The sequence below is a fragment of the Myroides sp. NP-2 genome (assembly GCF_014145665.1).
GTDB lineage: Bacteria > Bacteroidota > Bacteroidia > Flavobacteriales > Flavobacteriaceae > Flavobacterium.
Genome location: NZ_JACHTD010000012.1, coordinates 108,443 through 131,768 on the forward strand (window position 1 = coordinate 108,443; position 23,326 = coordinate 131,768).

Annotated in this window: 20 protein-coding genes; 12 read left to right on the forward strand and 8 right to left on the reverse strand. The window is 37.5% G+C overall.

Features of this window, described 5'->3' with window-relative positions:
* The first annotated feature begins 35 nt into the window (after window positions 1–35).
* From H4K35_RS12405 to H4K35_RS12440, 8 genes are all read left to right on the forward strand, one after another.
* A complete protein-coding gene (locus tag H4K35_RS12405; protein ID WP_182628281.1) occupies window positions 36–863 on the forward strand; it encodes an alpha/beta fold hydrolase in 828 nt (275 codons plus the stop codon).
* A 49-nt stretch (window positions 864–912) separates the two neighbouring features.
* The gene (rluF, locus tag H4K35_RS12410; protein ID WP_182628282.1) at window positions 913–1,806 is read left to right on the forward strand and encodes a 23S rRNA pseudouridine(2604) synthase RluF; all 894 of its coding nucleotides are present in this window, start codon (window positions 913–915) and stop codon (window positions 1,804–1,806) included.
* A 236-nt stretch (window positions 1,807–2,042) separates the two neighbouring features.
* Window positions 2,043–4,382: a TonB-dependent receptor gene (locus H4K35_RS12415; RefSeq protein ID WP_182628283.1), complete on the forward strand. Its 2,340-nt coding sequence runs from the start codon at window positions 2,043–2,045 to the stop codon at window positions 4,380–4,382.
* Between the two features lie 38 nt (window positions 4,383–4,420).
* The gene (locus H4K35_RS12420; RefSeq protein ID WP_182628284.1) at window positions 4,421–5,755 is read left to right on the forward strand and encodes a DUF4374 domain-containing protein; all 1,335 of its coding nucleotides are present in this window, start codon (window positions 4,421–4,423) and stop codon (window positions 5,753–5,755) included.
* Window positions 5,756–6,153: 398 nt separating this feature from the next.
* On the forward strand, window positions 6,154–7,779 hold the full coding sequence (locus H4K35_RS12425) for a mechanosensitive ion channel family protein (protein ID WP_182628285.1): 1,626 nt from the start codon (window positions 6,154–6,156) through the stop codon (window positions 7,777–7,779).
* A 218-nt stretch (window positions 7,780–7,997) separates the two neighbouring features.
* Window positions 7,998–8,513 carry a GNAT family N-acetyltransferase gene (locus H4K35_RS12430; RefSeq protein ID WP_182628286.1) on the forward strand — a complete coding sequence of 172 codons (516 nt, stop codon included), beginning with the start codon at window positions 7,998–8,000 and terminating at the stop codon, window positions 8,511–8,513.
* Between the two features lie 100 nt (window positions 8,514–8,613).
* Entirely contained in the window at window positions 8,614–8,946 is a 333-nt protein-coding gene (locus tag H4K35_RS12435; protein ID WP_182628287.1) for a multidrug efflux SMR transporter, read from the forward strand.
* A gap of 6 nt (window positions 8,947–8,952) precedes the next feature.
* Window positions 8,953–9,474 (forward strand): DUF4269 domain-containing protein, encoded by a 522-nt coding sequence (locus H4K35_RS12440; RefSeq protein WP_182628288.1) that lies wholly within the window; start codon window positions 8,953–8,955, stop codon window positions 9,472–9,474.
* Between the two features lies 1 nt (window position 9,475).
* Here H4K35_RS12440 and H4K35_RS12445 read toward each other — a convergent pair whose 3' ends face one another.
* The 6 genes from H4K35_RS12445 to H4K35_RS12470 all read right to left on the reverse strand — a co-directional run bounded on the left by H4K35_RS12445 (window position 9,476) and on the right by H4K35_RS12470 (window position 14,778).
* Complete coding sequence (locus H4K35_RS12445; protein WP_182628289.1) at window positions 9,476–10,342, reverse strand: AraC family transcriptional regulator; 867 nt, start codon at window positions 10,340–10,342, stop codon at window positions 9,476–9,478.
* A 335-nt stretch (window positions 10,343–10,677) separates the two neighbouring features.
* Window positions 10,678–11,430, reverse strand: coding sequence for a triose-phosphate isomerase (gene tpiA / locus H4K35_RS12450; RefSeq protein ID WP_182628304.1), 753 nt, complete (start codon window positions 11,428–11,430; stop codon window positions 10,678–10,680).
* A gap of 5 nt (window positions 11,431–11,435) precedes the next feature.
* Window positions 11,436–12,011, reverse strand: a complete 576-nt coding sequence (locus H4K35_RS12455; protein ID WP_182628290.1) for a TlpA disulfide reductase family protein — start codon at window positions 12,009–12,011, stop codon at window positions 11,436–11,438.
* 13 nt (window positions 12,012–12,024) lie between these two features.
* Window positions 12,025–13,104 (reverse strand): ABC transporter permease, encoded by a 1,080-nt coding sequence (locus tag H4K35_RS12460; RefSeq protein ID WP_182628291.1) that lies wholly within the window; start codon window positions 13,102–13,104, stop codon window positions 12,025–12,027.
* A gap of 7 nt (window positions 13,105–13,111) precedes the next feature.
* Complete coding sequence (locus H4K35_RS12465; RefSeq protein WP_182628292.1) at window positions 13,112–14,212, reverse strand: BT_3928 family protein; 1,101 nt, start codon at window positions 14,210–14,212, stop codon at window positions 13,112–13,114.
* A 20-nt stretch (window positions 14,213–14,232) separates the two neighbouring features.
* Window positions 14,233–14,778 carry a DUF1599 domain-containing protein gene (locus tag H4K35_RS12470; protein ID WP_182628293.1) on the reverse strand — a complete coding sequence of 182 codons (546 nt, stop codon included), beginning with the start codon at window positions 14,776–14,778 and terminating at the stop codon, window positions 14,233–14,235.
* 126 nt (window positions 14,779–14,904) lie between these two features.
* Between H4K35_RS12470 and folP the strand changes: the two genes are divergently transcribed.
* Window positions 14,905–15,729: a dihydropteroate synthase gene (gene folP / locus H4K35_RS12475; RefSeq protein WP_182628294.1), complete on the forward strand. Its 825-nt coding sequence runs from the start codon at window positions 14,905–14,907 to the stop codon at window positions 15,727–15,729.
* Between the two features lie 65 nt (window positions 15,730–15,794).
* Complete coding sequence (locus tag H4K35_RS12480; protein ID WP_255492463.1) at window positions 15,795–16,340, forward strand: hypothetical protein; 546 nt, start codon at window positions 15,795–15,797, stop codon at window positions 16,338–16,340.
* A 5-nt stretch (window positions 16,341–16,345) separates the two neighbouring features.
* On the opposite strand, the gene rlmH is transcribed toward H4K35_RS12480, so the two are convergent.
* On the reverse strand, window positions 16,346–16,819 hold the full coding sequence (gene rlmH / locus H4K35_RS12485; RefSeq protein WP_182628296.1) for a 23S rRNA (pseudouridine(1915)-N(3))-methyltransferase RlmH: 474 nt from the start codon (window positions 16,817–16,819) through the stop codon (window positions 16,346–16,348).
* Window positions 16,820–16,929: 110 nt separating this feature from the next.
* On the reverse strand, window positions 16,930–19,032 hold the full coding sequence (locus H4K35_RS12490) for a M3 family metallopeptidase (RefSeq protein ID WP_182628297.1): 2,103 nt from the start codon (window positions 19,030–19,032) through the stop codon (window positions 16,930–16,932).
* A gap of 137 nt (window positions 19,033–19,169) precedes the next feature.
* On the opposite strand from H4K35_RS12490, the gene H4K35_RS12495 reads away from it, so the two are divergent.
* Both H4K35_RS12495 and H4K35_RS12500 read left to right on the forward strand, forming a co-directional pair.
* Entirely contained in the window at window positions 19,170–21,170 is a 2,001-nt protein-coding gene (locus tag H4K35_RS12495; protein WP_182628298.1) for a S8 family peptidase, read from the forward strand.
* Window positions 21,171–21,578: 408 nt separating this feature from the next.
* Complete coding sequence (locus H4K35_RS12500; protein ID WP_182628299.1) at window positions 21,579–22,748, forward strand: porin; 1,170 nt, start codon at window positions 21,579–21,581, stop codon at window positions 22,746–22,748.
* Window positions 22,749–23,326: the final 578 nt, after the last annotated feature.

The window sequence follows — 23,326 nt, forward strand, 5'->3', positions numbered from 1 at the left end:
TAAAGCCTCTTTTTAAGAGGCTTTTTTTTTTGTATATGGAAAAAGCAGTTGGCACTTTAGTGAATCTTATTAGCCTTATTTCAGTAAATAAAGCTGTTTACTGGGTGCACAAACTATTTTCTACACCGCGCAAGGGAAAACTTTCCCCTAAACACCTACCAAACTTTTTACGGCAGGCAAAAATTAGCACTTTTATCTATCAAGATGAGTTGGTCTACACCTACCAATGGAATGCCCAAGCGACAGAGAAACCTTTGATTCTCTTAATCCACGGTTGGGAGAGCAATAGCGCCCGTTGGGAAGAATGGCAAACTTATGTGGGAACTGCTTTTCGCCTGGTGGCTTTTGATGCGCCTAGCCTAGGACAAAGCAAAGGAAAAAATCTCAGCGTAAAAAATTATCAAGAAGTTATTGATATAGCGATAGAACACTTTCAACCCCAAGGGATAATCGCGCATTCTCTAGGAGCTTTCACCGCCTTTCAACAGTTGAGTGCCAAATCCTATCCCACGGTTCAAAAAGTTGTGCTATTGGGTACTTTCGATCGCTTTGAGCACATCTTAGCCGAATACTTCATCCTTTTGGGCTATAAGCATCGCCTGTGTCTTGCTTATCTGCACTATATAGAAACGCTACTAAAACACCCCCTCGCGCGTTATAGCAGTACACAAGCAACCCAAAACATCCATATTCCCGTTCTATGCATACACGATAGACTGGACGAAAAAGTGTCCTATCAAGAGGCTACTGCTTTTCATCAGGCCCTGCAAGCAAAAAATAATCGCGTTGTTTCTACTGCCAATTTAGGACATAGCCTCCAAGATGCAGTGGTTTTTGAAACAATTCTCACCTTTTTAAGTTAGAACGAATTTCTTTGTATAAGTAACGAAATTTATTATTTACTTTTGCGCTATGGAAAATCAAGAAACGCGTTTAAATAAATATTTATCAGAGGTTGGGTTCTGCTCGAGAAGAGAAGCTGATCGACTAATCGAAGAGGGACGCATTACAGTAAATGGAAAGCTACCTGAACTCGGATTGAAGGTAACTGATGCAGATGAAATCCGCGTAAATGGAAAATTAATCCGACAAACTGATGAGGATTTTGTCTATTTAGCTTTTAATAAACCCGTGGGTATTGAATGTACCACCAATAAAAAAGTAAGAGATAATATCGTGGATTACATCAACTATCCCAAGCGTATTTTCCCAGTAGGACGTTTGGATAAAGATAGCGAGGGATTGATTATCATGACCAATGATGGTGATATTGTCAATAAAATACTACGCCAAAAAAACAACCACGAAAAAGAGTATATCGTTACGGTAAATAAACCAATTACCGATCGCTTTATCCAGCGTATGGGAATGGGGGTTCCAATTTTAGATACCATCACCAAAGAGTGTCGCGTAGAGCGTATTAGTCGCTTCGTATTTCGCATTTTTCTTACCCAAGGCCTTAACCGTCAAATTCGCCGTATGTGTGAGTATTTTGGCTACGATGTAGTAGCGCTAAAACGCATTCGAATTATCAATATCAGCCTCGATGTTCCGGTAGGACAATACCGCGAAATTACAGCTGCAGAATTAGCTGAACTCAATCAATTGATCGCCCCTTCAATTAAAACCGAAGAAGCAAGCCTGAATCGTGCAGCAGATCAACAAGACAACCGTACTACACAGACAGACTTCAATACACAAGAAGATAGAAGACCCAAGAAGAAGTTCGACAGAGAGCGAAATAATTCAAAAAAATCAGGTCCAACACTGCGAAATGAAAGAATTTCAAGAAGAAGAGAGAATTAAATATTAATTCTCTCTTTTTTGTTTTTAGTATACTTTTCCTCAATTTAGTTGTATTCTATTTCACAATCAACTCGCTTTCTGAGTTTATCATTCACATATCTCATTCACGAATCAAACACAATTTGAAATTAGTCTAAATAATTTTTAGATATGTTAAAAAAGTCTATATATTCGCATGCTGTTTATATTAAGTCTAAATAAAAATACATTTACCAATTTCTATAATTTATTCGTCAATGAAGAAATTTATATTACTAACCACGTGCGTCATAGGGCAATTATTTGCTGTTCATGCACAACAGAAACCCACGATTATTGATGGATTTGTGCTTGATGAAAATGGAAAGCCGATCGATTATGCAACAGTGGTCATAGCCGAAACAAACAAAAGTGATTTAACCAATGATCAAGGAGCCTTCAAACTAAAGCTAGGTACTGGTGGTACTTACGATGTAGTAGTACAACATGTGAGTTATGAAACAGTATCGGTTCGCGTCAAAGTAGAAGATGGAGAGCACGTAAAGAAACGCATAGTTCTAAAAGGAAAGGAAGCCATTTTAGATGATGTAATCCTGCAGGTGAAGAGTCCCATTGAAAAAGTAAGAGAATCGGCCTATAATGTCATTGCCATCGATGCTAAACCTTTATACAATACATCCTTAGATGTTTCAGGAGCACTGGATCGCGTGTCTGGTGTAAAAGTGAGAAGAGATGGAGCAGAGGGATCGGATTATACTTTTTCGATGAATGGATTTAGTGGTCGTCATATTCGATTCTTTTTAGATGGAGTTCCCATGGAAGGATTTGGCAGTGAATTTAAGATTAATAACCTACCTATTACCATGGTTGATCGCATCGAAGTGTACAAAGGGGTAGTTCCCGTTGAATTCGGTTCTGATGCATTAGGAGGGGCGGTAAACATCATCACTAACAAAAGCAAAGAAACTAGAATAGACGCTTCATTTGCCACGGGATCATTCAATACCTATAAAAGCCACCTCAATGTAAGTAAGGTTTTCGATAATGGTATGACCTTTCAAGTGAATGCATTTCAAAATTATTCTGATAACAACTACAAAGTATACGTTCCCGTTGCCAATTTAAAAACAGGGGTTTACTCTAAAGATAAGCAATGGGTAAAACGTTTCAACGATCGCTTCCAAACAGCAACAGTAGTGACTAAAGTAGGGGTGATAGACAAGCCGTATGCCGATCGACTACTCCTTGGATTTACGTATGGAGAAGGAAAAAAAGGAGTGCAAACGGGAACCATAATGGAAAAAGTGTTCGGACAGAAAAAACGCCGTTCCGTAACGATTATGCCCTCTTTAGAATATAGCAAGCGCAACTTGTTTACTGAAGGCTTAGACGTAACACTTACTTCTACCTATAATGCGGGATACAACCAAAATATTGATACCTCAAGATACAAGTACAACTGGGCAGGTGAACGCATCAAAACCATGAAAAAAGGCGAATCAGGAGGAGGTGCTTCTCTGATGAAATTCTTTGATCACAACGGTTCAACTACCGCTACTATCAGTTATAAGGTTAACGATAAGCATGCGTTTAGCTTAAACAACGTAATCTATTACTTCAATAGAAAAACCGAAGATCCATTAGCTGTTAAGGAAACTGAAAGCGAAAAGAAAAGTGAAACTACGCGTAGAAGTTTGAAAAATATTACCGCTTTATCCTACCGATACAATATCCTAGATAATTTGAATGTATCCATCTTTGGAAAACACTATTCCATTAAACATACGTATTTAAGTGAAAGTACCAGTGTAGATAAGAGTGGATACGGAATTGCCGCTACGTATCTGTGGAAGGACTTCCAAGTAAAATCCTCGTTTGAGAAGACCTATCGCTTGCCAACTGACAGCGAATTGTTTGGTGATGGTGATATGGTATGGGGAAATACAGCCTTGAAACCAGAAGCAGGAAATAACTACAACTTCAACTTGAGCTATTCCACTGTTTTAGATAAAGTGCATGCTGTTTTTGCAGATGCAGGCTTTGTTTATCGCAAAACAGAAGACTACATAAGAAGCAATCCGTATGGATCGGGTTCACGTGCATCTAGTGTGAATATCGGAGGGGTAGAGAGTATTGGACTCAATGTAGAGGCTCGATATGTGTACAACGATTTCTTGCAAATAGGCGGAAGTCTTACCACCCAAAGTATTCGAAGTAAACAAAAATATGCCATTGGCAGTGATACCGAATTAAACTCCTATTACGAAGAGCGCATTCCAAATGAACCTTATTTCTTCGGATCCCTTGATGCTGGTTTGCTTTTCAAAGATCTAGGTCACAAAGGAAATAACTTAAATATCGGATATAACCTGAGATATATCGATCACTATAGCTATGATTTTAGCAGTATTGGTGAAGAACCTATTTGGATTCCCTCTCAGGTGGTACACGACCTAAGTGCTTCTTATAGCTTGTTTAAAAATACTTTACACCTTACAGCGGAAGTCAATAACCTATTCGACAAATTGGCCTATGACAACTATAGCTTCCAAAAACCAGGAAGAAGCGTGATGTTTAAAATCCGTTATAGCTATTAAAAATAACCGAAATAATAATCTATTAATACCAAATTAAAATGAAAAAAAGAGTTCTATCTACCATGGTATTAGCTTTTTTAGTTAGTACATTTTCTTTTACAAGTTGTTCAAGTGATGATAATTCAAGAAAAGGAGGCGATGGCGATGATGAAGAGATCATTGACGATGGGTCAAGAAATCCAGAAGATTTACTTGGAACTAAATATATTCTAGGAGCTAGTGCATCAAAAACAAATCTACTCTTAGAAGTGGATAACCTAAAAGAAGGGACAATTAGCGTTAGAGGAAACGGTAAAACAGCCTTAGGGAAAAACATTTACACCTTCAAAGATTTACGTGCCTATGTTTTTGAATACAGAAAAGGGGATCCATCGGGAATGCAAAGCTGGATGTTAAACAAAGACTTGCGTTTACAAGAAAATACCTTGGTAGATTTACCAAATAGAGAGGAGTTTATCACGGCTTTTGGACGATTTATGATCTCTACAACAGGAGGAATTGAATTGGAAAATGGCAAAAAAGGTCAAGCTTTCAACTTCATTAATGGAGTGACAGGTGCTATCGAGTTTACGTCTTATGTAAATGTTGAAAATATTGCAGAAGAAGGTGAATACGCAAACTTTGCAGGTTTAGAAGACATCGGAAACGACCGTTTTGTTATGGCAATTGAGCCATTTAAAATTACGGCCAATAGCGATCAAGATAATACTTCAGCTTATAGAGATAGAGTGTGGTTGGCTATCTTTAAATTAGATATGTCAAAAGACCCAGAAAACCGCGTAGTTCTAGAAAACGTAGTGAAAGATGATCGTATGAGTTTTGCTGTTGCTCGTTATAGATCTAGCCGCGTATCGACTATTGGTAAAGGGACTAGTGGAGATATTTACGTGTACTCGCCATCAGCGATGATTAGTAAAGACAAAGGCGCATTCTCTACTAAACCTTCAGCAGTATTGAAATTTGATAAGAATACATTGAAATTCGATAGCTCATACTACTTTGATCTAGAAGCCAAATCAGGGGGTCATAAAGTGTACAAAGTATATGCAGTAGGTAAAGATCAATTTATCTTAAATATGTTTGCGAATACGGACCAATCTTGGAACATGGCTCCAGCAAACAAATTAGCGTTGTTCAATGCGAAAACAGGAGATTTTAAATGGATCGAAGGATTAGTTGAACCAGGATTAATCGCAGAAATTGGAACGCCATTCACAGAAGGAAATGACGTATTTGTGCCAATTACTGCAGCAGCAAAATCACATGTGTATCTATTAGATAGAACAACTGCAACCTTTACAAAAGGGTTGGAAATTCAAGATTTAGGAGATGGAACCGTTGGTAATATTGTAAAAATCAACGCCTATAAATAATTTATTTATTGTTATTCATTTGTAATTAGTTAGCTTAAAAAGAGGTTGAACGTATCGTTTAACCTCTTTTTTGTTTACACCGTTATTTGCCTTTTGTCTTATTGCTTTAGCGCTGTATGGTCCATGTAATACGACTGCCACTCCTATCTGATTGAGCATGTTCTATGGAGGTAACTAAATCCGCTTGTTTGAATGCTGTTAAAAGCTGAGCTATAGAAGTATCTCCCTAGCGATAGGGGGGAAGAGAGGAGTGTGATGGAGAAAGTATTATTTTACAAGATAGGATCAAGAGGTAATGTGTTAAATAATAAGAAAAGTAGTGTGGTTACCTCTCTAAATAAGATTTTATATTCGGAATTTTCAGTTAAATTTGTTTGATATATAGAACCCTTTTACCTATGAAATACTATTCATTGATTTTTCGCTTTTTTATTCTTTCAACTGTGCTGTTGATCGGATGTATCACTTGGGCAAAAGACCAAAATTCGAACCCCAAAGAAAAAGTCGAAGCGGTACAACCTGCTTATATTGTTTTAGAAAAAACCCCAGTGATTGTCATGCATGATACGCTGTTTAATGTGTACGGGAATATTGGGTCATTTACCTCAAAACAACGCGCAAGATCCATAGAAAAGAAGATTGCTTCTTTGGTTGATAATTACCAGTTTGAAGGGGACTCTATAAAATTAGTTGATACGGGGAACTACCTCAATTTGATGTATGAGAATGAAATTTTGATGAGTGTAGACACCATTCAAGCAACACAAGAAAACAAGAGCAAAATTCAGGCGGCATTGTTTTATAAATCACAGATTGCTGAGGCGGTAGAAATACAACAATTCAGTACTAGTTGGCAGCAATTGCTCTTGCAAATTGCGGGAACCATTGGGATTATCGTAGCCGAGATTTTTATTGTTAAATATATCTACTACTGCTACCGCAGGGTAAAAGTGGCCATTTGGAAACAAAGAGGGAAGAAGATTAAAGGGGTATTTGGAATTATCGATGACCACCGCGCGATGTTGACTACCATTTCAATCGCAAAAGTTGTCCGTTTCTTCGTTATATTGATTTTCTTGTATTTGGGCTTATTGGCAATCTTTAAGCTATTTCCTTATACCAAACACTTGTCTGATCAACTTTTAGATTATGTCTTATCGCCTTTAAAAGCCGTAGGTCGCAGTATAAAAGCCTATATGCCTAAGCTATTTACCATCTTAGTGATTGTATTTATCTTTAGGTATATGCAGAAATTTGTGCGCTCTTTGGCAGAGAAAATTGCCAACAATAAAATTACCCTTAAAGGATTCTATCCCGATTGGGCTTTTCCAACGTACAACATCATTAGTGCCTTGATGTTTATTTTTATGTTTATCCTGATTTTCCCCTATTTACCGAATTCAGATTCAGAAATCTTTAAAGGTGTTTCTGTGTTTGCTGGTATTGTAGTGTCCTTGGGGTCAACTTCTGTAATCGGAAACTTAGTGGCAGGATTGGTCATCACCTATATGCGCCCTTTTAAAATTGGCGATCGCATTAAATTAGGCGAATATACTGGAGATGTCTTGGAAAAAACAGCATTGGTTACGCGTATTAAAACACCCAAAAATGAGATTATTACGATTCCAAATTCTAATATTATGTCTGCCCATACGGTCAATTACTCACAATCCGCTAAAGAACACGGCCTGATTTTACATACCACTATTGCTGTGGGATATGATGTTCCTTGGCAAAAGGTACACGAAATGCTCTATGAAGTAGCCAACAGAACGGAGCATGTGTTAAAACGCCAAAAACCGTTTATTTTGCAAGATCAATTCCGAGATTTCTATGTCGACTATCAATTAAATGTTTACATTAAAGAAGCCAAGTTAACCGCAAAAATTTATTCAGATTTGCGACAACATGCGCAAGATGTATTTGCAGAAAACAATATTGAAATGGCTTCGCCACACTATATTGTCACTAGAAATGTGGATGGAGACAATACAACCATTCCTCCCAAGTACACAAAAGAATAGAACAAGAAGTCTACATCAATATAAAAAAAAGGGATTGTATCTACACAACGGATACAACCCCTTTTTTTGTACAAGCAAAATTAGCGTTAAAAAAGAGTTCAACTCAATCACCCCTGACGTATAATCATCAGTAGTTTTAGGTATTAATTTGATTTTTCTGAAGAATAAAAGGTTAGTGCCGATTATTTTATTAAATTAGTGAGAAATACAAAAATAATATGGCGACAATTATAGAAACAGACCGATTGATTATTCGAGAAATTACCCGTGAGGATGCGGAGGGTATTTACAATTTGGACAGCGATGAGCGCGTCGTTAAATACGTGGGAAGTATGGTAATTACTTCTATGGAAGAAGCTGAAGAAATCATTGAATTTATTCAACAGCAATACCGTGATTTTGGAATTGGTCGCTGGGCTATTATCAAAAAAGACAGCAATGAATTTATTGGCTGGTGTGGATTTAAACTTGTTGAGAACGGATTAAATGGCTTGCGTGAATATTTGGATTTGGCGTATCGCTTTCGCTTTGACGCTTGGGGAAAAGGATATGCTACGGAAGCTGCATTAGCGTGTTTAGATTACGCAGCCAAAAATTTTCAACAACACCCAATTTACGCTGTTTCTGAAGTGAAAAACGAAAGTTCAATTCGCGTATTGGGGAAAATAGGATTCCATGCTGCTTACACCTTTGATTTAGATGGTATTGATCATTATTGGTATATGAGAGAATAAGTGAAATAAAAGCGAGAACCAATGAATTTGAGGAGGAAAAGTAAAGATGAGGTGTTTATTTTGATAATCTAGTTTACCTTTGTATCCTAATTGATACACAGTGAAAAATTTCTTATTTCTTCTCATTGCTATAGTCAGTGAAGTAGTTGCAACAAGTGCGTTGAAAGCATCTAACGAATTTACGAAGATTATTCCCAGTGCGGTAACCGTTGTGATGTATGCAGTAGCTTTTTATTTTTTGAGTTTAACACTGCGCACCATACCCGTTGGTATTGCCTATGCAATTTGGTCTGGTATCGGTATTGTATTGGTAACGGTAGTTGCTATCGTAGTCTATGGACAAAAGCCGGATTTACCAGCAATCATAGGCATGGGATTCATTGTGCTTGGGGTCGTGATTATCAATTTGTTTTCTAAAATGAATGCCCACTAAACCAAAATGAACTTCTTTTTTATCGATTATTTAAAAAGGGGATCACCCCAACAACAAGCGGTCTACAATCTCTTGACTGCCCACAAAATCTTGTACTATTTACGAGATTTTACACCTGTGGTTGTAGGCACTTTTCCCTTGGATATTGCTATTGATAGCAGTGATATCGATATTGCTTGTAGTTTTGATGATCTTCAAGCTTTTCAGCAACTTGTACGGGAACACTTTCAAACGTATCATGGATTTACTGAGGTTGTTTTTACGCAGCGCAGTCAGTTAGCTTATGTCGTTAATTTTACAATTGACCATTTTCCTGTTGAAATTTTTGCGCAAACAATCCCTGTAACAGCTCAATACGGCTATCGTCACTTGTGTATTGAATATGAAATTCTACAGAAAAAAGGAGAGTTGTTTAAAGAAAAAGTAAAAGCATATAAACGTGCAGGCATGAAAACAGAACCCGCCTTTGCTAATCTTTTACAGTTGGAAGGCGACCCTTACGAAAGTTTGCTCGGCTTCAACCCCTAAATTAATTCACAATTGCTATGCAATTACCCCTAAATTGAAGAGGTGTTTGTTTGACGTGTTTTTTAAACAAACGCGAAAAATAGGTGTGATCTTCGTATCCCAATTCAAAGGCAATCTCCTTAACTGATTTCGTTGTATAGTACAACAGTCTTTTAGCTTCATTGATGATAGAGTTTTTCAGCCAATAGCTCACGGTTTGGCCCGTTGTCTTTTTGACGCAATCATTCAAGTGCGCTGGTGTTATAAATAGCTGATTGGCGAAATATGACGGCTGATTTAAATGCGTTTTTGTTGTTATTAAACGCTTAAACTTTGACGTGATTACGTTGGATTGGTTAATTACTGATACTTCTGGAATTTGGGTGGTTACTTTGTAAAGCGAACCTATCTTATAAAGTAATGCCTGAAACAATCCATCGGTGATCTCTGTGGTATATTCTTCTTTTTGATTATTGTACTTTAGCAATAAATGTATTGTCTCCAACAAGGTTTGCATCGCTTCTAAAGGCAAGGAGAGTTGTTGTTGGCTAGGTGGTAAGTTAAACAATAGATACGTCAATTCATCCGGAATCCTAAAATCTTGAATACTCAAAAAATAGGCGTAAAAATCTTCGCTAAAATGTTCGATGGTGTGAATTTGATAGGGCTTAATCAACAGTAAATCTCCTGTCTTTAATTCGTTTGACTGCAACTCACAATTGATGCTAAAAGTACCGTTTAAGATCAAAATGCACACGTAGTAATCATCGCGATGTGTATGACCTACTATTCCCTTTTCTAAGGTATGAGGAGCCAACTCTTTGAGGTAAATCCCATTTTTAATCGATTTGTCTTGGCTATAGGTTATGATTTCTTGATTATATGGCATGATGTAGTTTATTTCTGAAGAGACAAAGATAAGTAAATTATTTAGAATCTTTATAAATAACTAAAGTTGAAGAAAAGAAAAGATGGTGTTGCAGCAGGAGATTCATTTTTAAATGAGATAAAAACTAGACTTTTTTCTTCGATTAAAAGTTGTTGTAGTTGACCAAAAGGGAGTCAAGAATGTGATCCAATTTGTACAGCTAAACCAGGATGAGATACCTAGGGATGATCGTATACCGATGTACAGCATAAAAAAACCCCACCTAAAATTAGATGGGGCCTATCTTGTTATGCATATTAGACAGTCTCTAGGGTACAAATAGAACAGCTATGTCCTTAGATTGCTTGTACTATAGCTGCAAAATCAGCTGCAACAAGTGCTGCACCTCCGATTAAACCGCCATCAACATCGGGTTGAGAGAAGATTTCTTTTGCATTGCTTGGTTTCACACTACCTCCATATAAAATAGAAGTACTATCTGCTACCGATTGGTCGTATTGACGTTTAATTTCTTGACGGATAAACGCGTGAATTTCTTGTGCTTGTTCAGGTGTAGCGGTTTCTCCAGTACCAATCGCCCATACAGGTTCATACGCGACTACAATACTGGCCCACTGATCTTTAGATAAATGGAATAATCCATCTCTCAGTTGGTTGAAAATGACGTTGAGGTACTGTTTGCTTTCTCTGTCTTTTAATTCTTCTCCAATACAGTAAATTACGCGCATATTGTGTCGCAATGCCGTATTTACTTTATCCGCTAAAATAGCATCTGTTTCTTTAAAGTAGTGTCTTCGTTCTGAGTGCCCAATAATGACAGTTTCTACGCCAACACTCAACAACATTTGAGCTGAAATTTCTCCCGTAAAAGCACCACCTTCTGCTTGATGCATATTTTGAGCCGCCACTTGAATGTTGGTCCCCTCTAAATGGGATACTGCACTTGCTAAATTGGTAAAGGTAGGAGCAACTATTACTTCTACTTCTTTCCCGCTAGGCAAGGCTTCGATTAATTCATCTAATAATACATGGGTTTCTGAATAATTCTTGTGCATTTTCCAGTTTCCAGCAACAATTTGGTGTCTCATCATTATTATTTTGTATTTAATAAGGCTTTTATATCTTCAAAGTTTTTCTCTGTTGCATTAAAAAGCTCAATTTTTCCTTCTTTATTTACGATGATATAACGGGGAATCCAATTCAGCTGAATCGCTTGCCCGAAAGTACCTTTCATGCGTTTTTCGTCATTGAGGTAGTAGTGTTCTCCTTCAATGCCGTGTTTTTCAATTGCCTCTTTCCACGATTCGGTTGTTTTATCTAATGAAAGATTAACAAATACAACCTCAGGAAAATCCGCTTTAATTGTTTTCATTGTTGGCAGTGCTTTGATGCAATCAGGACACCAAGCAGCCCATACGTCAATCAAGACCGTTTTGCCCTTGTGTTGAGCTAGAATTTCTTGAAAAGTGATCGTTCCACCATCTAATTTATAGAAGATTTGGTTGAGGGCTTCTGCTGCAAATTGAGATTGATCAACAGGGGTTTCTGTCGTTGTAGATGGAGTTTCGGTTGCTTGTTCAGTTGAAATTACTTCTAATTTCTCTGTTTGTTTTTTACAAGCTGTAGCTGTTAAAGCTAGTATAGAAAGGGCAATATAAAATTTTCTCATAGGGTTTGAATATTTATTTGTTTAGCTTTACTCTAGGATCTAAATAAGCGTAGATCAAATCTACTAAAATTGTTAGGATTACGAAAGCGGTTGCTATAGTAAGTACGGCTCCCATGATAATCGGTAAATCTAAGGTGTTTAAAGCTTCTACAATTTCCTTGCCTAAACCGTTCCATCCAAAAATATATTCTACGAAAACAGCTCCCGCCAGCATAGAAGCAAACCAACCTGAAAGGGCAGTTACAACGGGGTTTAATGCGTTCTTTAGTGCGTGTTTATAGATAACTTGTCCGGTTTTCATACCCTTAGCTCTAGCCGTGCGGATATAGTCCATGCCCAGTACTTCCAACAGAGAGTTTCGCATGAGTTGAATCACTACAGACAACGGGCGAATCCCCAGTACAATCGCCGGCAAAACAATGTTTTTTACTGCTATATAACGGCCTTCTCCAAAGTCATCTACTTCGTATAAACTACCCGTCATGGGCAATTGAGTGTATTGATGTAAGAGAAATCCGAAGATCCAAGCAAATAAAATAGCACTAAAAAAGGAGGGAATACTCATACCAAAAGTACTGACTATTGAAATTAAACGGTCCAGCCATGTATTGACGTAAAGGGCTGAAATAATGCCTAAGAATACTCCAATAAATAGGGCAATTCCAATGGCAACCGTCGCTAAGAGTACCGTATTGGGTAGTGTTTCTGCTAGAATACTACTCACCGTTTTGCCATTTTTCTGGAAACTCTCCCTGAGGTAAGGTAGTTTAAGCATCATTTCGGATTGGCCTAGGGTAAGAAGGACAACCCCGCTGTATTTGTTCGCTTGGCGAAAGCTGTAATCATCGGGTTGGGTACTGTGTAAAGAAATAGGAGAGAGATCATTGAGATATAACACATATTGTTTGCTAATCGGTTGATCAAATCCATATTTCTTTTTAATCGTTAGAAGTTGTGCTGCACTTTCGTTTTGATCCAACATCATACGCGCAGGATCACCAGGTAAAATGGTAAACAAAAAGAATACAACACTGACTACGCCCCAAAGCGTCAGCAAGGCGTAGCCCAGTTTTTTGATGAAATAAGCCAACAAATTGTCTCTATTTTAAAGTAACCTGATTGCGGTCTTTCCAGTGTTTCTTTTCGATAATCACTCCTTTTTCTAATACAACAATACTCGGATTAGCTCTTTCGATGGTCTTTAGCGTTGTTGCATCAGAAGTATAGTACGCAAAAGGCAATTCGTATTGTTTGACAACTCCCGCTATTACGGCATTGCTCGAAGCTGTTAATCCTGCAACGACATAGCCTTTGACAATAGCCTTATTGGCAAAGTCTTTCATGGCGCGTAAGCCTTCTGCATCTGCACGTTCTAAATCATAAGAAATGATCCAAATTAACTTAGGCTCTTCTAACATTTGAGGTAAGTGTTCTTCCCCGTCTAAATCCATCGTTAAATCGTGAATTTCAGGTTGAAAACCTTCGCTTAGTTGAACGTCCTCACGGCGTATAAATTCAGCGCCTTCCGGAATATTACCCAATTCTTTATCTGTAAATTTTTCCTCTTTTCCATTGACGTTGTAATAGAACGTCATTTGGTATTCCGCTTTAGGAGCACCTTCGGGAATTTCCATTCCCTTTTGAATATCTGTACCTACTTTATAGGCTCTAAAGTCTTTCAACGGCAAGTGATTCAATACCCAATACCCCATAAAACAGCATAAAATAACAGTAATCATCATGATTAGATTATTGGTTTTCGCTTTGAATAGAGGTTTGATATGTGATTTAAATTTAATGAGAATCAGGATGAGAATCAATAAAACCACATCTTTAGTAAAAGATCCCCAAGGGGTCAGTGGTACGGCATCACCAAAACATCCACAGTCTGTTACTTTGTTGAAATAAGCCGAGTAAAACGTCAAGAAAGTAAAAAATACAATCATCAAAAACAATAAGGTTAACGTCAACTTGCGCATAAAACCAATCAAGAGGGCAACCCCTAAGATTACTTCAGCAATAACTAAAATTACCGCTAAGGATAAAGCATAAGGCATTAGAAAAGGCAAGTTTAAAACTGCTTCAGAAAAGTACTCTTCTAGTTTAAAAGAAAATCCCGTGGGGTCATTCAATTTGACTAAACCCGATAAAATAAATAATACGCCTACAAATATGCGCGAAAGTTGCGTAATGATTTTCATAATTAGTGGTTGATGGTTATTTACTCGTTTATTAGTTCAAGGTGAATCAACGCAAAAACGGCGTAATTCAGCATATCTTGATAGTTAGCCTCGATTCCCTCTGAGGCCAATGTTTTTCCTTTGTTGTCTTCGATTTGTTTGACGCGAAGCAGTTTCTGCAGAATTAAATCAGTTAAAGAACTCACGCGTAAATCACGCCATGCTTCTCCGTAGTCGTGGTTTTTGTTCTCCATCAAGGTTTTTGTTTCCAAAACCACTTGGTCATAGAATTTTTCCACTTCTTCTGCCGTTAGATCAGGATATTTTCCCACGCCAATTTCTGCGTTGATCAACGCCATAATACAGTAGTTGACAATCCCTATAAATTCAGGAACTTCCCCTTCATCGACTCTGCGTACCGTGTTCTCTTGAATACTTCTCAAGCGCTGTGCTTTGATGTAAATCTGATCGGTCAATGAGCTCAAACGCATGATGCGCCACGCACATCCATAATCGTGCATCTTTTTTTGAAATAACGCCTTGCAAATTGCAATTACCTGATCATATTGTATAGAAGTAGTACTCATTTAAACTATATTTGTAATGGATTATTCTTCAAAAATAGTAATAATACTATGGCATTGAAAGAAATGTTACACCTTTTAAAGAATTAAATCGCAATAAAAATAAGATAAAATATTGAATTGTGCTGTATGACAATAAATTGTAAAGGAGAATTGATTGATTTATCTACGCCTCGAATTATGGGAATTTTAAATGTAACTCCAAATTCCTTCTATGATGGGGGCAAATACAAAACCGATATAGACTTCTTGAATCAAGCCGAAAAAATGCTCAAAGAAGGAGCGGATTTTATTGATGTAGGCGCCTATTCGTCCAAACCAAGTGCTGAATTTGTAAGTGAATCCCAAGAAATAAAGCGATTGGTTCAAGTTGTTGCACTTTTAGTAGATCGCTTTCCGACAATCAAATTGTCGGTTGACACCTTTCGCGCAGAAGTAGCTAGACAAGCCATTGAAGCTGGTGCAGCAATCGTCAATGATATCGCGGCTGGATGGCTAGATGATCGGATGTTAGAGGTGGTTGGACAATTACAAGTGCCTTATATTATGATGCACATGAGAGGAAATCCTCAAACCATGCAAAGCTTAACCCAATACGATGATCTAATCCTAGACATGCGCTTTTATTTTTCGGAACGTATTGCCCAAGCTAGAGCAGCAAAAATTAATGATCTTATTTTGGATCCTGGATTTGGCTTTGCCAAAAGTCTAGAGCAAAACTATGAACTGATGGCTAAATTAGAACAGTTTCACTGTTTTGAACTACCTTTATTAGTAGGGATTTCTCGAAAATCAATGCTCTATAAACTATTGGGTACTACCCCAGAAGAAGCACTCAATGCAACGAGTGTACTAAATACCATTGCCCTGCAAAAAGGAGCAAGTATCCTAAGGGTACACGATGTGAAAGAAGCCTGTGAAGTAAGAAAAATCTTAAACCAACTGATGATATGAGAAAATTACTGTTTGTATTACCTTTTCTTTTTCTTTTTCTTTTTTTAAGCTGTGATAAAAAAGAAATGAAACTGCCTCGTGCTGCTTATATTGTAGAAGAAGGAGTAGACGATCATTCCCCAATTTACATTGAAGTTGCCGAAGAGGGCAATCATCCACACCTGAACGATAACAATCGAATAGGCGGAACAAATTTTATCTTTCACGTTCAACGTGAACTCAATGTAAAAGAAGTGCTGGAACTAATTAAAGAAGTCAAGGATAAAAAGTACGACAAGAATAGTTTACACCCTGATGAAAAAGGTGTTTTCTTCAGCTATGCAGATACGTTGAACAAACACTTGTCATTCTTCCCGTTTAAAACCATTGATTACGTTTTTGAACGTCCAACTACAACGGCTAATTTGCTCTATGTAAATGCTTCGAATGACTTATTCTTTGAAGGTCAAGCAGTCGATAGAAGTCAACTACTTGAAAAACTCCAAGGAAGAGATAGCCTACAGTTGGGCTTTAGCAAAGAATTAAACTTTGAAAAATACTTGCAATTGCGCGTGTTGATCGAAGAACTAAAACTGAGAAATCAGGTGCTAGATCAAGATAGAGTATATTAAAATAACTATTGATGATGATAAGGCTCATTGCGCAAAATAGTAAAGCCGCGATAGAGCTGTTCAATCACAAATAAGCGAATCATTTGATGGGAAAATGTCATTTTTGAAAGTGATATTTTCCCTTTCGCATTTTGATAGACCTCGTCAGAAAACCCATAGGGTCCCCCAATGACAAAAACGAGCGTTTTAATACCTGCATTCATTCTCTTTTGCAATTCATCCGCAAAGCCCATACTGGTGAACTCTTTTCCTTTTTCGTCTAACAGGATTAAAAAATCAGTAGGTGCTAGCTTGCTGAGAATTAATTCCCCCTCTTTTTGTTTTTGCTGGGTTTCCGATAAATTTTTAGCATTTTTGATGTCAGCAATAATCTCCATTTCAAATTTTACATAAAAGGACAAACGCTTAATGTAATCATTCATCAAGGTTTGCAATTCTTTATTGTCCGTTTTGCCAATAGCGAGTAATTTGATATTCATCTGCTTTTAATTTGTTGCAAAGGTAGTATTTTCCTTTTAGTTCTATGAGAAGGCCACAGTTTTTCAATTAAAAAGGGCGATCATCAATTGACCGCCCTTTGTAAAGTATATTATTTTGTAAATCCAGCATAGTGCAAGTATGCATCTACAGTTGGATCTTTTTCTCTGAAATCGCGATACAATTTGTCCAGTGGAATTGTATTCCCTTGAGAGAATAGCTTTTTACGCAAAATTGTACCATTTTCCAAGCTAATTCCTCCCTGTTCCATTAACCAGGCATACGCGTCATAATCAATCATCTGAGACCATTTATACGAGTAATAACCCGCAGCATAGCCTCCACCAAAAATATGACTGAAATAGGTAGAGCGATATCGCGGTGGAACTAACGATGAATAAATGTTGTATTTCGTTAAAGCATCTGTTTCAAATTGGTGGATATCGGTGATTGTTGCATCGGCATCTATACTGTGCCAAGCTAGATCCAAGACAGCTGCTGCTAGGAGTTCAGTTAAATCATACCCTTTGTTGAAACCAGCTGAAGCATAAATACTTTCTTCTAATTCTTTTGGCAAAATATATCCCGTTTGATAGTGCTTAGCATAGTTACTAAGGATAGCTGGATCAAAGGCAAAGTGCTCGTGAAATTGGGAAGGAAATTCAACAAAGTCTCGGGATACATTTGTACCCGATAATGTAGGGTACGTCTGGGCTGCAAACAACCCGTGTAAGGCATGTCCAAATTCATGGAACAAGGTGATAACTTCATCTAGCGAAAGCAAGGTAGGATTTCCTTCTGCCGGTTTTGGAAAGTTTGCCACGTTGTATACAACAGGCAATTGTTTGGTCAGATAGGATTGATCCACAATATTACTCATCCAAGCCCCTCCTTGTTTTGAGTCGCGTTGGTAGTAATCCGTATAAAAAAGCCCTAGTGGACTGCCATCTTGGTTGAAAAATTCGTACACTTTCACATCTTCATGCCAAACTGGGATATCCGTGCGTTCCAAATAACTGATTCCATATAGGTATTTCGCCATATAGAATACACCATCTTCCAATACTTTGTTTAATAGAAAATAGGATTTTAGTTCCTCTTGATCTAAAGTGTATTTCTCTTTCTTTAGTATTTCTGCATAATAAGACCAATCAGCCGCGTTTAACGTTGCTGATTCTCCCTTTTTTTGGATCATTTCTTGAATGATTTGTCCTTCTTCTTTTGCCGCCTCTAACGCATGAGGGTTTAATGTCTCTAGCATTTTGAAAACTTGATCAGGAGTTTGTGCCATTGTACCTTGTAAACTCCATGCGGCATAGGTGTCAAATCCCAGTAATCTTGCTTTTTCTGCTCTCTTTTTGGCAATTGCTATCACGAGCTCTTGAGTGTCATTACTGTCCTTCTTCTCAGCTCTTTCCCAAGAAGCTTTGAACAATTGCTCTCGTGTTGCTGCATTTTGTAGCTGACTCGAAATAGGCTGTTGTGTTGTATTGCTCAACGGAAGACTGTATTGATTATCACCTTGCTTGAAAGAAGAAAGCGTTTCTGGAGATACTCCTTCCAATTGCTCAGCATTAAAAACAACGGCTCCCGCTTTTGTTGCTGCTAATAATTTATCGCTAAATGAATTGGTCAGCGTAGCAATTTCCTGGTTTATTTTTTTTAATTTCTCTTTGTCAACTGCAGATAAATTCGCACCCGCTTGCTCAAAACGCTCGTAGTAAACTTCTATTAATCTCGTTTGTTCTGGTTCTAAACCAAGGTTATCTTTGTTGGTGTTCAATTTTTTAACGCGTTCGAATAAGGCGTCGTTTAAGTAAATGCCATCGTTGTGCGCCGCAAATTTAGGAGCTAACTCATTGTTGATTGCAATAAGTTCTGCGTTGGTATTAGCTGCGGTTAAAAGATGAAAAACATTGCTCACCCTATTTAGTAGAAGCCCAGATAATTCCAATGCTTCCATGGTATTGGTAAAAGTCGGTTCTTCGGCGTTGGCAATTATGTCTTGTATAGCTTTATTTTGCTGACGCATTCCCTCTAATAACGCAGGCTTAAAATCCTTGCTCCCAATCTTGGAAAAATCAGCCGTCTGATACGGCAACGTACTTTCTGCATAAAAGGCGTTTGTTTCATCCCATTTTGCGTCATTTTTACAAGAAATAGAAAATAAAGAAGCGCCTATTGCCACGCTGATAATTACTTTTTTTACATACATAGGGTAAATGTGTTTTAAATTTAATGTTTGTCAAAGATAGAAATATATTGGAATTGACTTAATTTATTATAAATTTAAACCGTGTTTTAGGCGTAATTTTACCCTAAATCTCACGTTTATAACTACAGACCTTTCTTATGTTCAGAATTAAATCTTTTTTATTGTGTTCGTTTCTCTTTACTGCAACTACGATGCTAGGGCAATCCAATGCCATTCGTCAACAATTAAGTCAACAGTATACGACAACTGAGGCAATTAGCCAAATTAATGCCTTAACTCAAAAGGAAGGAATGCTACATAAAGAATTACTGAAGTTCAAAAAAAACAATCGTTCATTGAAGACGGAATTTGTTGATGGAACTAATTATTATCAAGCCCAACGCCTAGAACAAAATAAAGTTATTTACTTTAAAACCAACAATGAAGTCTCGCGAAAGGTCAGTGGAGTTGAACAATTGATCAGTTCTGATAATCCTGTATTCAATCAACTTTTAGGGCAACAGATGCTGGTGGGGATCATTGATGGCGATTTAGTATTTAATCGACATATAGAATTTGAAAAATCGGGAAGTTCCAAGGTTCAATTACGCGAATCTTGGGATACTGCTATACCTGAAGATCCCAAAGAGTTTGCCGTTTTAGAACGCCGCCGAAGTCACGCAACCCACGTGGCCGGAACAATTGTCGCTCAAGGACTGGATGTTAAGGCAAAAGGTATAGCGCCTGAAGCAGAAGCTATTAGCTATCGATGGAGCAATGATATGACTAAGTTAGCTCAATTGGCGCAACAAGGAGTCTTAATTTCTAATCACTCCTATGGAATTGCAGCCGTTGACAATGAGAAAAAGCCGCTGTTATCCCCTGAATTTTTTGGTGCATATACTATAGATGCGGTCCATATGGATAAGATTGCCTATCTCTATCCCTATGTACAGCCTGTCGTGGCAGCAGGAAATGATAAAATTTATGCCGATTTAGTCAACCCAACTAAGCAGGGAATGGATTTGCTCTTAGGACATGCAAATGCGAAAAATGCAATTGTCGTTGCTGCGGTAGGGGTAGACGATACAGGAAAATTGGTGGAAACGAATTTTAGTAGCCCCGGACCTACAAATGACTTTCGTATTAAACCCGATATTGCCGCTATAGGCGAAAACGTATATTCTTCCATTTACCAATACCATAATCCTAATGGTCAAATCGAAAAGACGAATTTATATGCCTCTTTAAGTGGTACCTCTATGGCAACTCCGTCAGTCTCTGGTATTTTGTTGCTGTGGCAGCAATGGGCATTAACCCATAAGCAATTTCCGTATAAAGCAGCAACCCTGAAAGGACTTGTGGTTGCTAGTGCTGAATATTTACCTAATCAAACAGGACCCAATGCCCGTATAGGTTGGGGACTTATCAATGCTTGGAATGGAGTACAGCTCCTAGAAGCAGCAGAAAATGAAAAGGCATTTATTCGAGAAGATCATTTGACAAATGGACAATCACACACGTTCAAAGTGCAATTGACAGAAGAGGTGAACCGACTTTCATTTACAATTTGTTGGACAGATGTCGAAGGTCCCTACAGCAAGCTCAATTTTGTTGAGGGGAATACGAGTAAATACCTTGTCAATGACTTGGATATCCGCGTTTATAGAAATGGAGAAACCTTTTTTCCTTGGCGTTTAACCAATAGTTTTGTTCATGCTGAAGCCGTCAAAGGGGATAATTCCGTCGATAATCTCGAGCGAATTGATCTCGATTTCCCAGAAAAAGGAACCTATGAGGTTGTTGTTTCACATAAAAATAAGTTAGTCCATTCCGTACAAGATTACAGCCTTCTGATTCATTCAGATACCTATAGTGGTGTAAGGGTTGAGCATACGCTAGTTGATAAAAATATCCAAGAGATGGTCGCTTGGCCTATTCCTACTACAGATGTGCTACACCTTGAAATTCCTGCCCCTTTTGTTTTTACCTCTTTAGAAGCTACCATTCACAACAGCAACGGCAGGTTGATTCAAACTATTCCCATAATTGCCTCACACAGGCAAAACGTTTCAGTGTCCAGCTTAGCTGCTGGCATGTATTTCCTTCAAGTAAGGGGAGGGAACGAAAAATATCAAATAAAATTTATAAAAAAATAAGTAGTCTAGTTGAAAATTTGAATCTAAATAATTCTATTTCAGCGGATAATCCATTTCGTACTACTTTTAGTCCCTTCATATTAAGAGGTCGTTTTTGCGTTTAGGGTAAAAAAGAGTATGCTTTCTCGGTATTCTTTTTGTTAGACGACAATAGTTCAAGTAGTGAAAGACTTTTTTTGCTTAGAAAGAGTAAAAAAGCGTTCTACTAGTTTACAGCAAACCATCTAATTCATTAGGTGGTTTTTTTTAACTCTATTTTTTTTTCCTATTTAGGTGGATTTACTCAAAGTGGCATATTGTTTGTTTCTTAATATTTAAGAGTTTTTAGTGTTTATATTATTTGAATATTTAATATTTTTTACTAAAAACAGTTAAAAAGTGAATAAATAATATAATTGTAATGAGAGTATGAAAAGATTTTTATGCGTCGTATTAATCGGAATGACCGCTGTTGTTTTTGGGCAACAATCCCAAACGAATGATTCTATTGCTAGCCCGTTGATTAGCATAAACAAACCCGCCTTTTTAAGTGATTTTTCCTTAAAACTTTACGTTCGATCTAGTCTTGATGGCTATTTTGAGCATAACAAATTTACGACAAGCCGCTTTAATGGAAGTGAATTGCGTTTTGATTTTAGCGCCAAAATTCACGATAAAGTTGGCCTTCGATTTCGTAATCGCTATACCTCCCAAGCGACCCCGGGTAGCTTGGATCACGTAAATTCAAATGTAGATCTTGCCTATGTCGACGTTCAAGCTTCGCCCAAGCTAAATATTGCAGTCGGGAAACTGGCGACAGATTGGGGGGGATATGAATATGATTTGAACGCGATTGAGATTTTAGAATATAATGATATCCTGAGTACAGCAGAAAACTATATGGTTGGGGTAGGAGTGGCATATACCGCCAATCCTCAGCATCGCTTTAATGTTCAAGTGCTCAATGCCAGTGCAAATAAGCTCGACGAGATAGGCGCGTTTACGATGCCTCAAGGAATTGAAGAAAGTAAAACGCCTTTTGCAGTTGTGGGGAATTGGAGAGGTAATTTTTGGAATAGTAAATTTCAAACCTCTTATAGTTATAGTTATTTTACACAAGCAAAAAACAAAGGAATGCATTACATCGCCTTGGGGAATAAATACCAAGATGAAAAAGTAACCGTTATGTACGACTTTCAGTATAGTAGTGATGATTTGGATAAAAGAAAAATAATCAGTTCGATGTTTGCTGGAGATAAACCTGCCTTAGCGGAACAGACTTCATATATTGATCATTGGTTAAGGGTAGATTATAAAGTGTTGACGAAATTGTATTTGTCATTGACCTTGATGACAAGTAATGCATATGGGAAGAATGTAACAGCAGCAGATGCAGGAACAAATCATTTAAGAACTAGTTATGGGGCAATACCAATGGTGCAATTTCGCCCCTTTAAAAAATTGGATTTACGCTTTTTTGCAGCTTATGTCGGACGTTGGTATAATTATTCACGTTATGCAAAAGACAAACTCCATCAAGAAAATTACAGTACAGGCCGCATTAGTATTGGTTTGATTACACCTTTAAATGTGTTTTAATAAATAGAGTAGGAGCTTGACATGCTCTCTTCTTTATGTGTTGTGTAAAAAAGGAGAGCGAAAGCTCTCCTTTTTTTATTGCGGTTTATCTCACCTAGTTTACAATTGTTTTGTCGTAGTAAGTAGATTTCTTCTTTATTATATATAAGGTGGTATTGTTGTTTATACAAGAAAGAACCTTTCTTGTTATTGAATTGCGCAAAATAAACCGCGCGAACCTCACGACGAGCGAACCGCGCAACCTACAAAAAACAAAAGCCGACAAAAAAGTAAAAAAAAACTTTTCGATCTAACGTGCGTTATAGTAATGAGTTGTGAATAAAAGTGAAATTTCACTGAAAAAAAAGCAACAAATAATTTGGAAGTGGTGAAAAAGGTACTACTTTTGCATCCGCATTAAACAAGCAGACGTTCATAGAAAAGCAGTAGAAAAGGCTTGAGATTGGTTCAGAAATATTTTTTAAAAATAAATTTGGATAATCGAAATAAAGAGTCTTATCTTTGCAGTCCGCTTCAGTAAATACTGAGGGTTGGCGAAAAGTGATGAAAAAATATTTTTCAAAAAAGTTTTGCTAATT

What these genes read in the sequence shown, in the direction of transcription:
- H4K35_RS12420 (WP_182628284.1), top strand. Translation starts at nt 4,421, where the DNA reads ATGAAAAAAAGAGTTCTATCTACCATGGTATTAGCTTTTTTAGTTAGT.
- folP (WP_182628294.1), top strand. Translation starts at nt 14,905, where the DNA reads ATGACAATAAATTGTAAAGGAGAATTGATTGATTTATCTACGCCTCGA.
- H4K35_RS12495 (WP_182628298.1), top strand. Translation starts at nt 19,170, where the DNA reads ATGTTCAGAATTAAATCTTTTTTATTGTGTTCGTTTCTCTTTACTGCA.
- H4K35_RS12425 (WP_182628285.1), top strand. Translation starts at nt 6,154, where the DNA reads ATGAAATACTATTCATTGATTTTTCGCTTTTTTATTCTTTCAACTGTG.
- H4K35_RS12500 (WP_182628299.1), top strand. Translation starts at nt 21,579, where the DNA reads ATGAAAAGATTTTTATGCGTCGTATTAATCGGAATGACCGCTGTTGTT.
- H4K35_RS12470 (WP_182628293.1), bottom strand. Translation starts at nt 14,778, where the DNA reads ATGAGTACTACTTCTATACAATATGATCAGGTAATTGCAATTTGCAAG.
- H4K35_RS12480 (WP_255492463.1), top strand. Translation starts at nt 15,795, where the DNA reads ATGAAACTGCCTCGTGCTGCTTATATTGTAGAAGAAGGAGTAGACGAT.
- tpiA (WP_182628304.1), bottom strand. Translation starts at nt 11,430, where the DNA reads ATGAGACACCAAATTGTTGCTGGAAACTGGAAAATGCACAAGAATTAT.
- H4K35_RS12440 (WP_182628288.1), top strand. Translation starts at nt 8,953, where the DNA reads ATGAACTTCTTTTTTATCGATTATTTAAAAAGGGGATCACCCCAACAA.
- H4K35_RS12465 (WP_182628292.1), bottom strand. Translation starts at nt 14,212, where the DNA reads ATGAAAATCATTACGCAACTTTCGCGCATATTTGTAGGCGTATTATTT.
- H4K35_RS12445 (WP_182628289.1), bottom strand. Translation starts at nt 10,342, where the DNA reads ATGCCATATAATCAAGAAATCATAACCTATAGCCAAGACAAATCGATT.
- rlmH (WP_182628296.1), bottom strand. Translation starts at nt 16,819, where the DNA reads ATGAATATCAAATTACTCGCTATTGGCAAAACGGACAATAAAGAATTG.
- rluF (WP_182628282.1), top strand. Translation starts at nt 913, where the DNA reads ATGGAAAATCAAGAAACGCGTTTAAATAAATATTTATCAGAGGTTGGG.
- H4K35_RS12405 (WP_182628281.1), top strand. Translation starts at nt 36, where the DNA reads ATGGAAAAAGCAGTTGGCACTTTAGTGAATCTTATTAGCCTTATTTCA.
- H4K35_RS12415 (WP_182628283.1), top strand. Translation starts at nt 2,043, where the DNA reads ATGAAGAAATTTATATTACTAACCACGTGCGTCATAGGGCAATTATTT.
- H4K35_RS12455 (WP_182628290.1), bottom strand. Translation starts at nt 12,011, where the DNA reads ATGAGAAAATTTTATATTGCCCTTTCTATACTAGCTTTAACAGCTACA.
- H4K35_RS12490 (WP_182628297.1), bottom strand. Translation starts at nt 19,032, where the DNA reads ATGTATGTAAAAAAAGTAATTATCAGCGTGGCAATAGGCGCTTCTTTA.
- H4K35_RS12430 (WP_182628286.1), top strand. Translation starts at nt 7,998, where the DNA reads ATGGCGACAATTATAGAAACAGACCGATTGATTATTCGAGAAATTACC.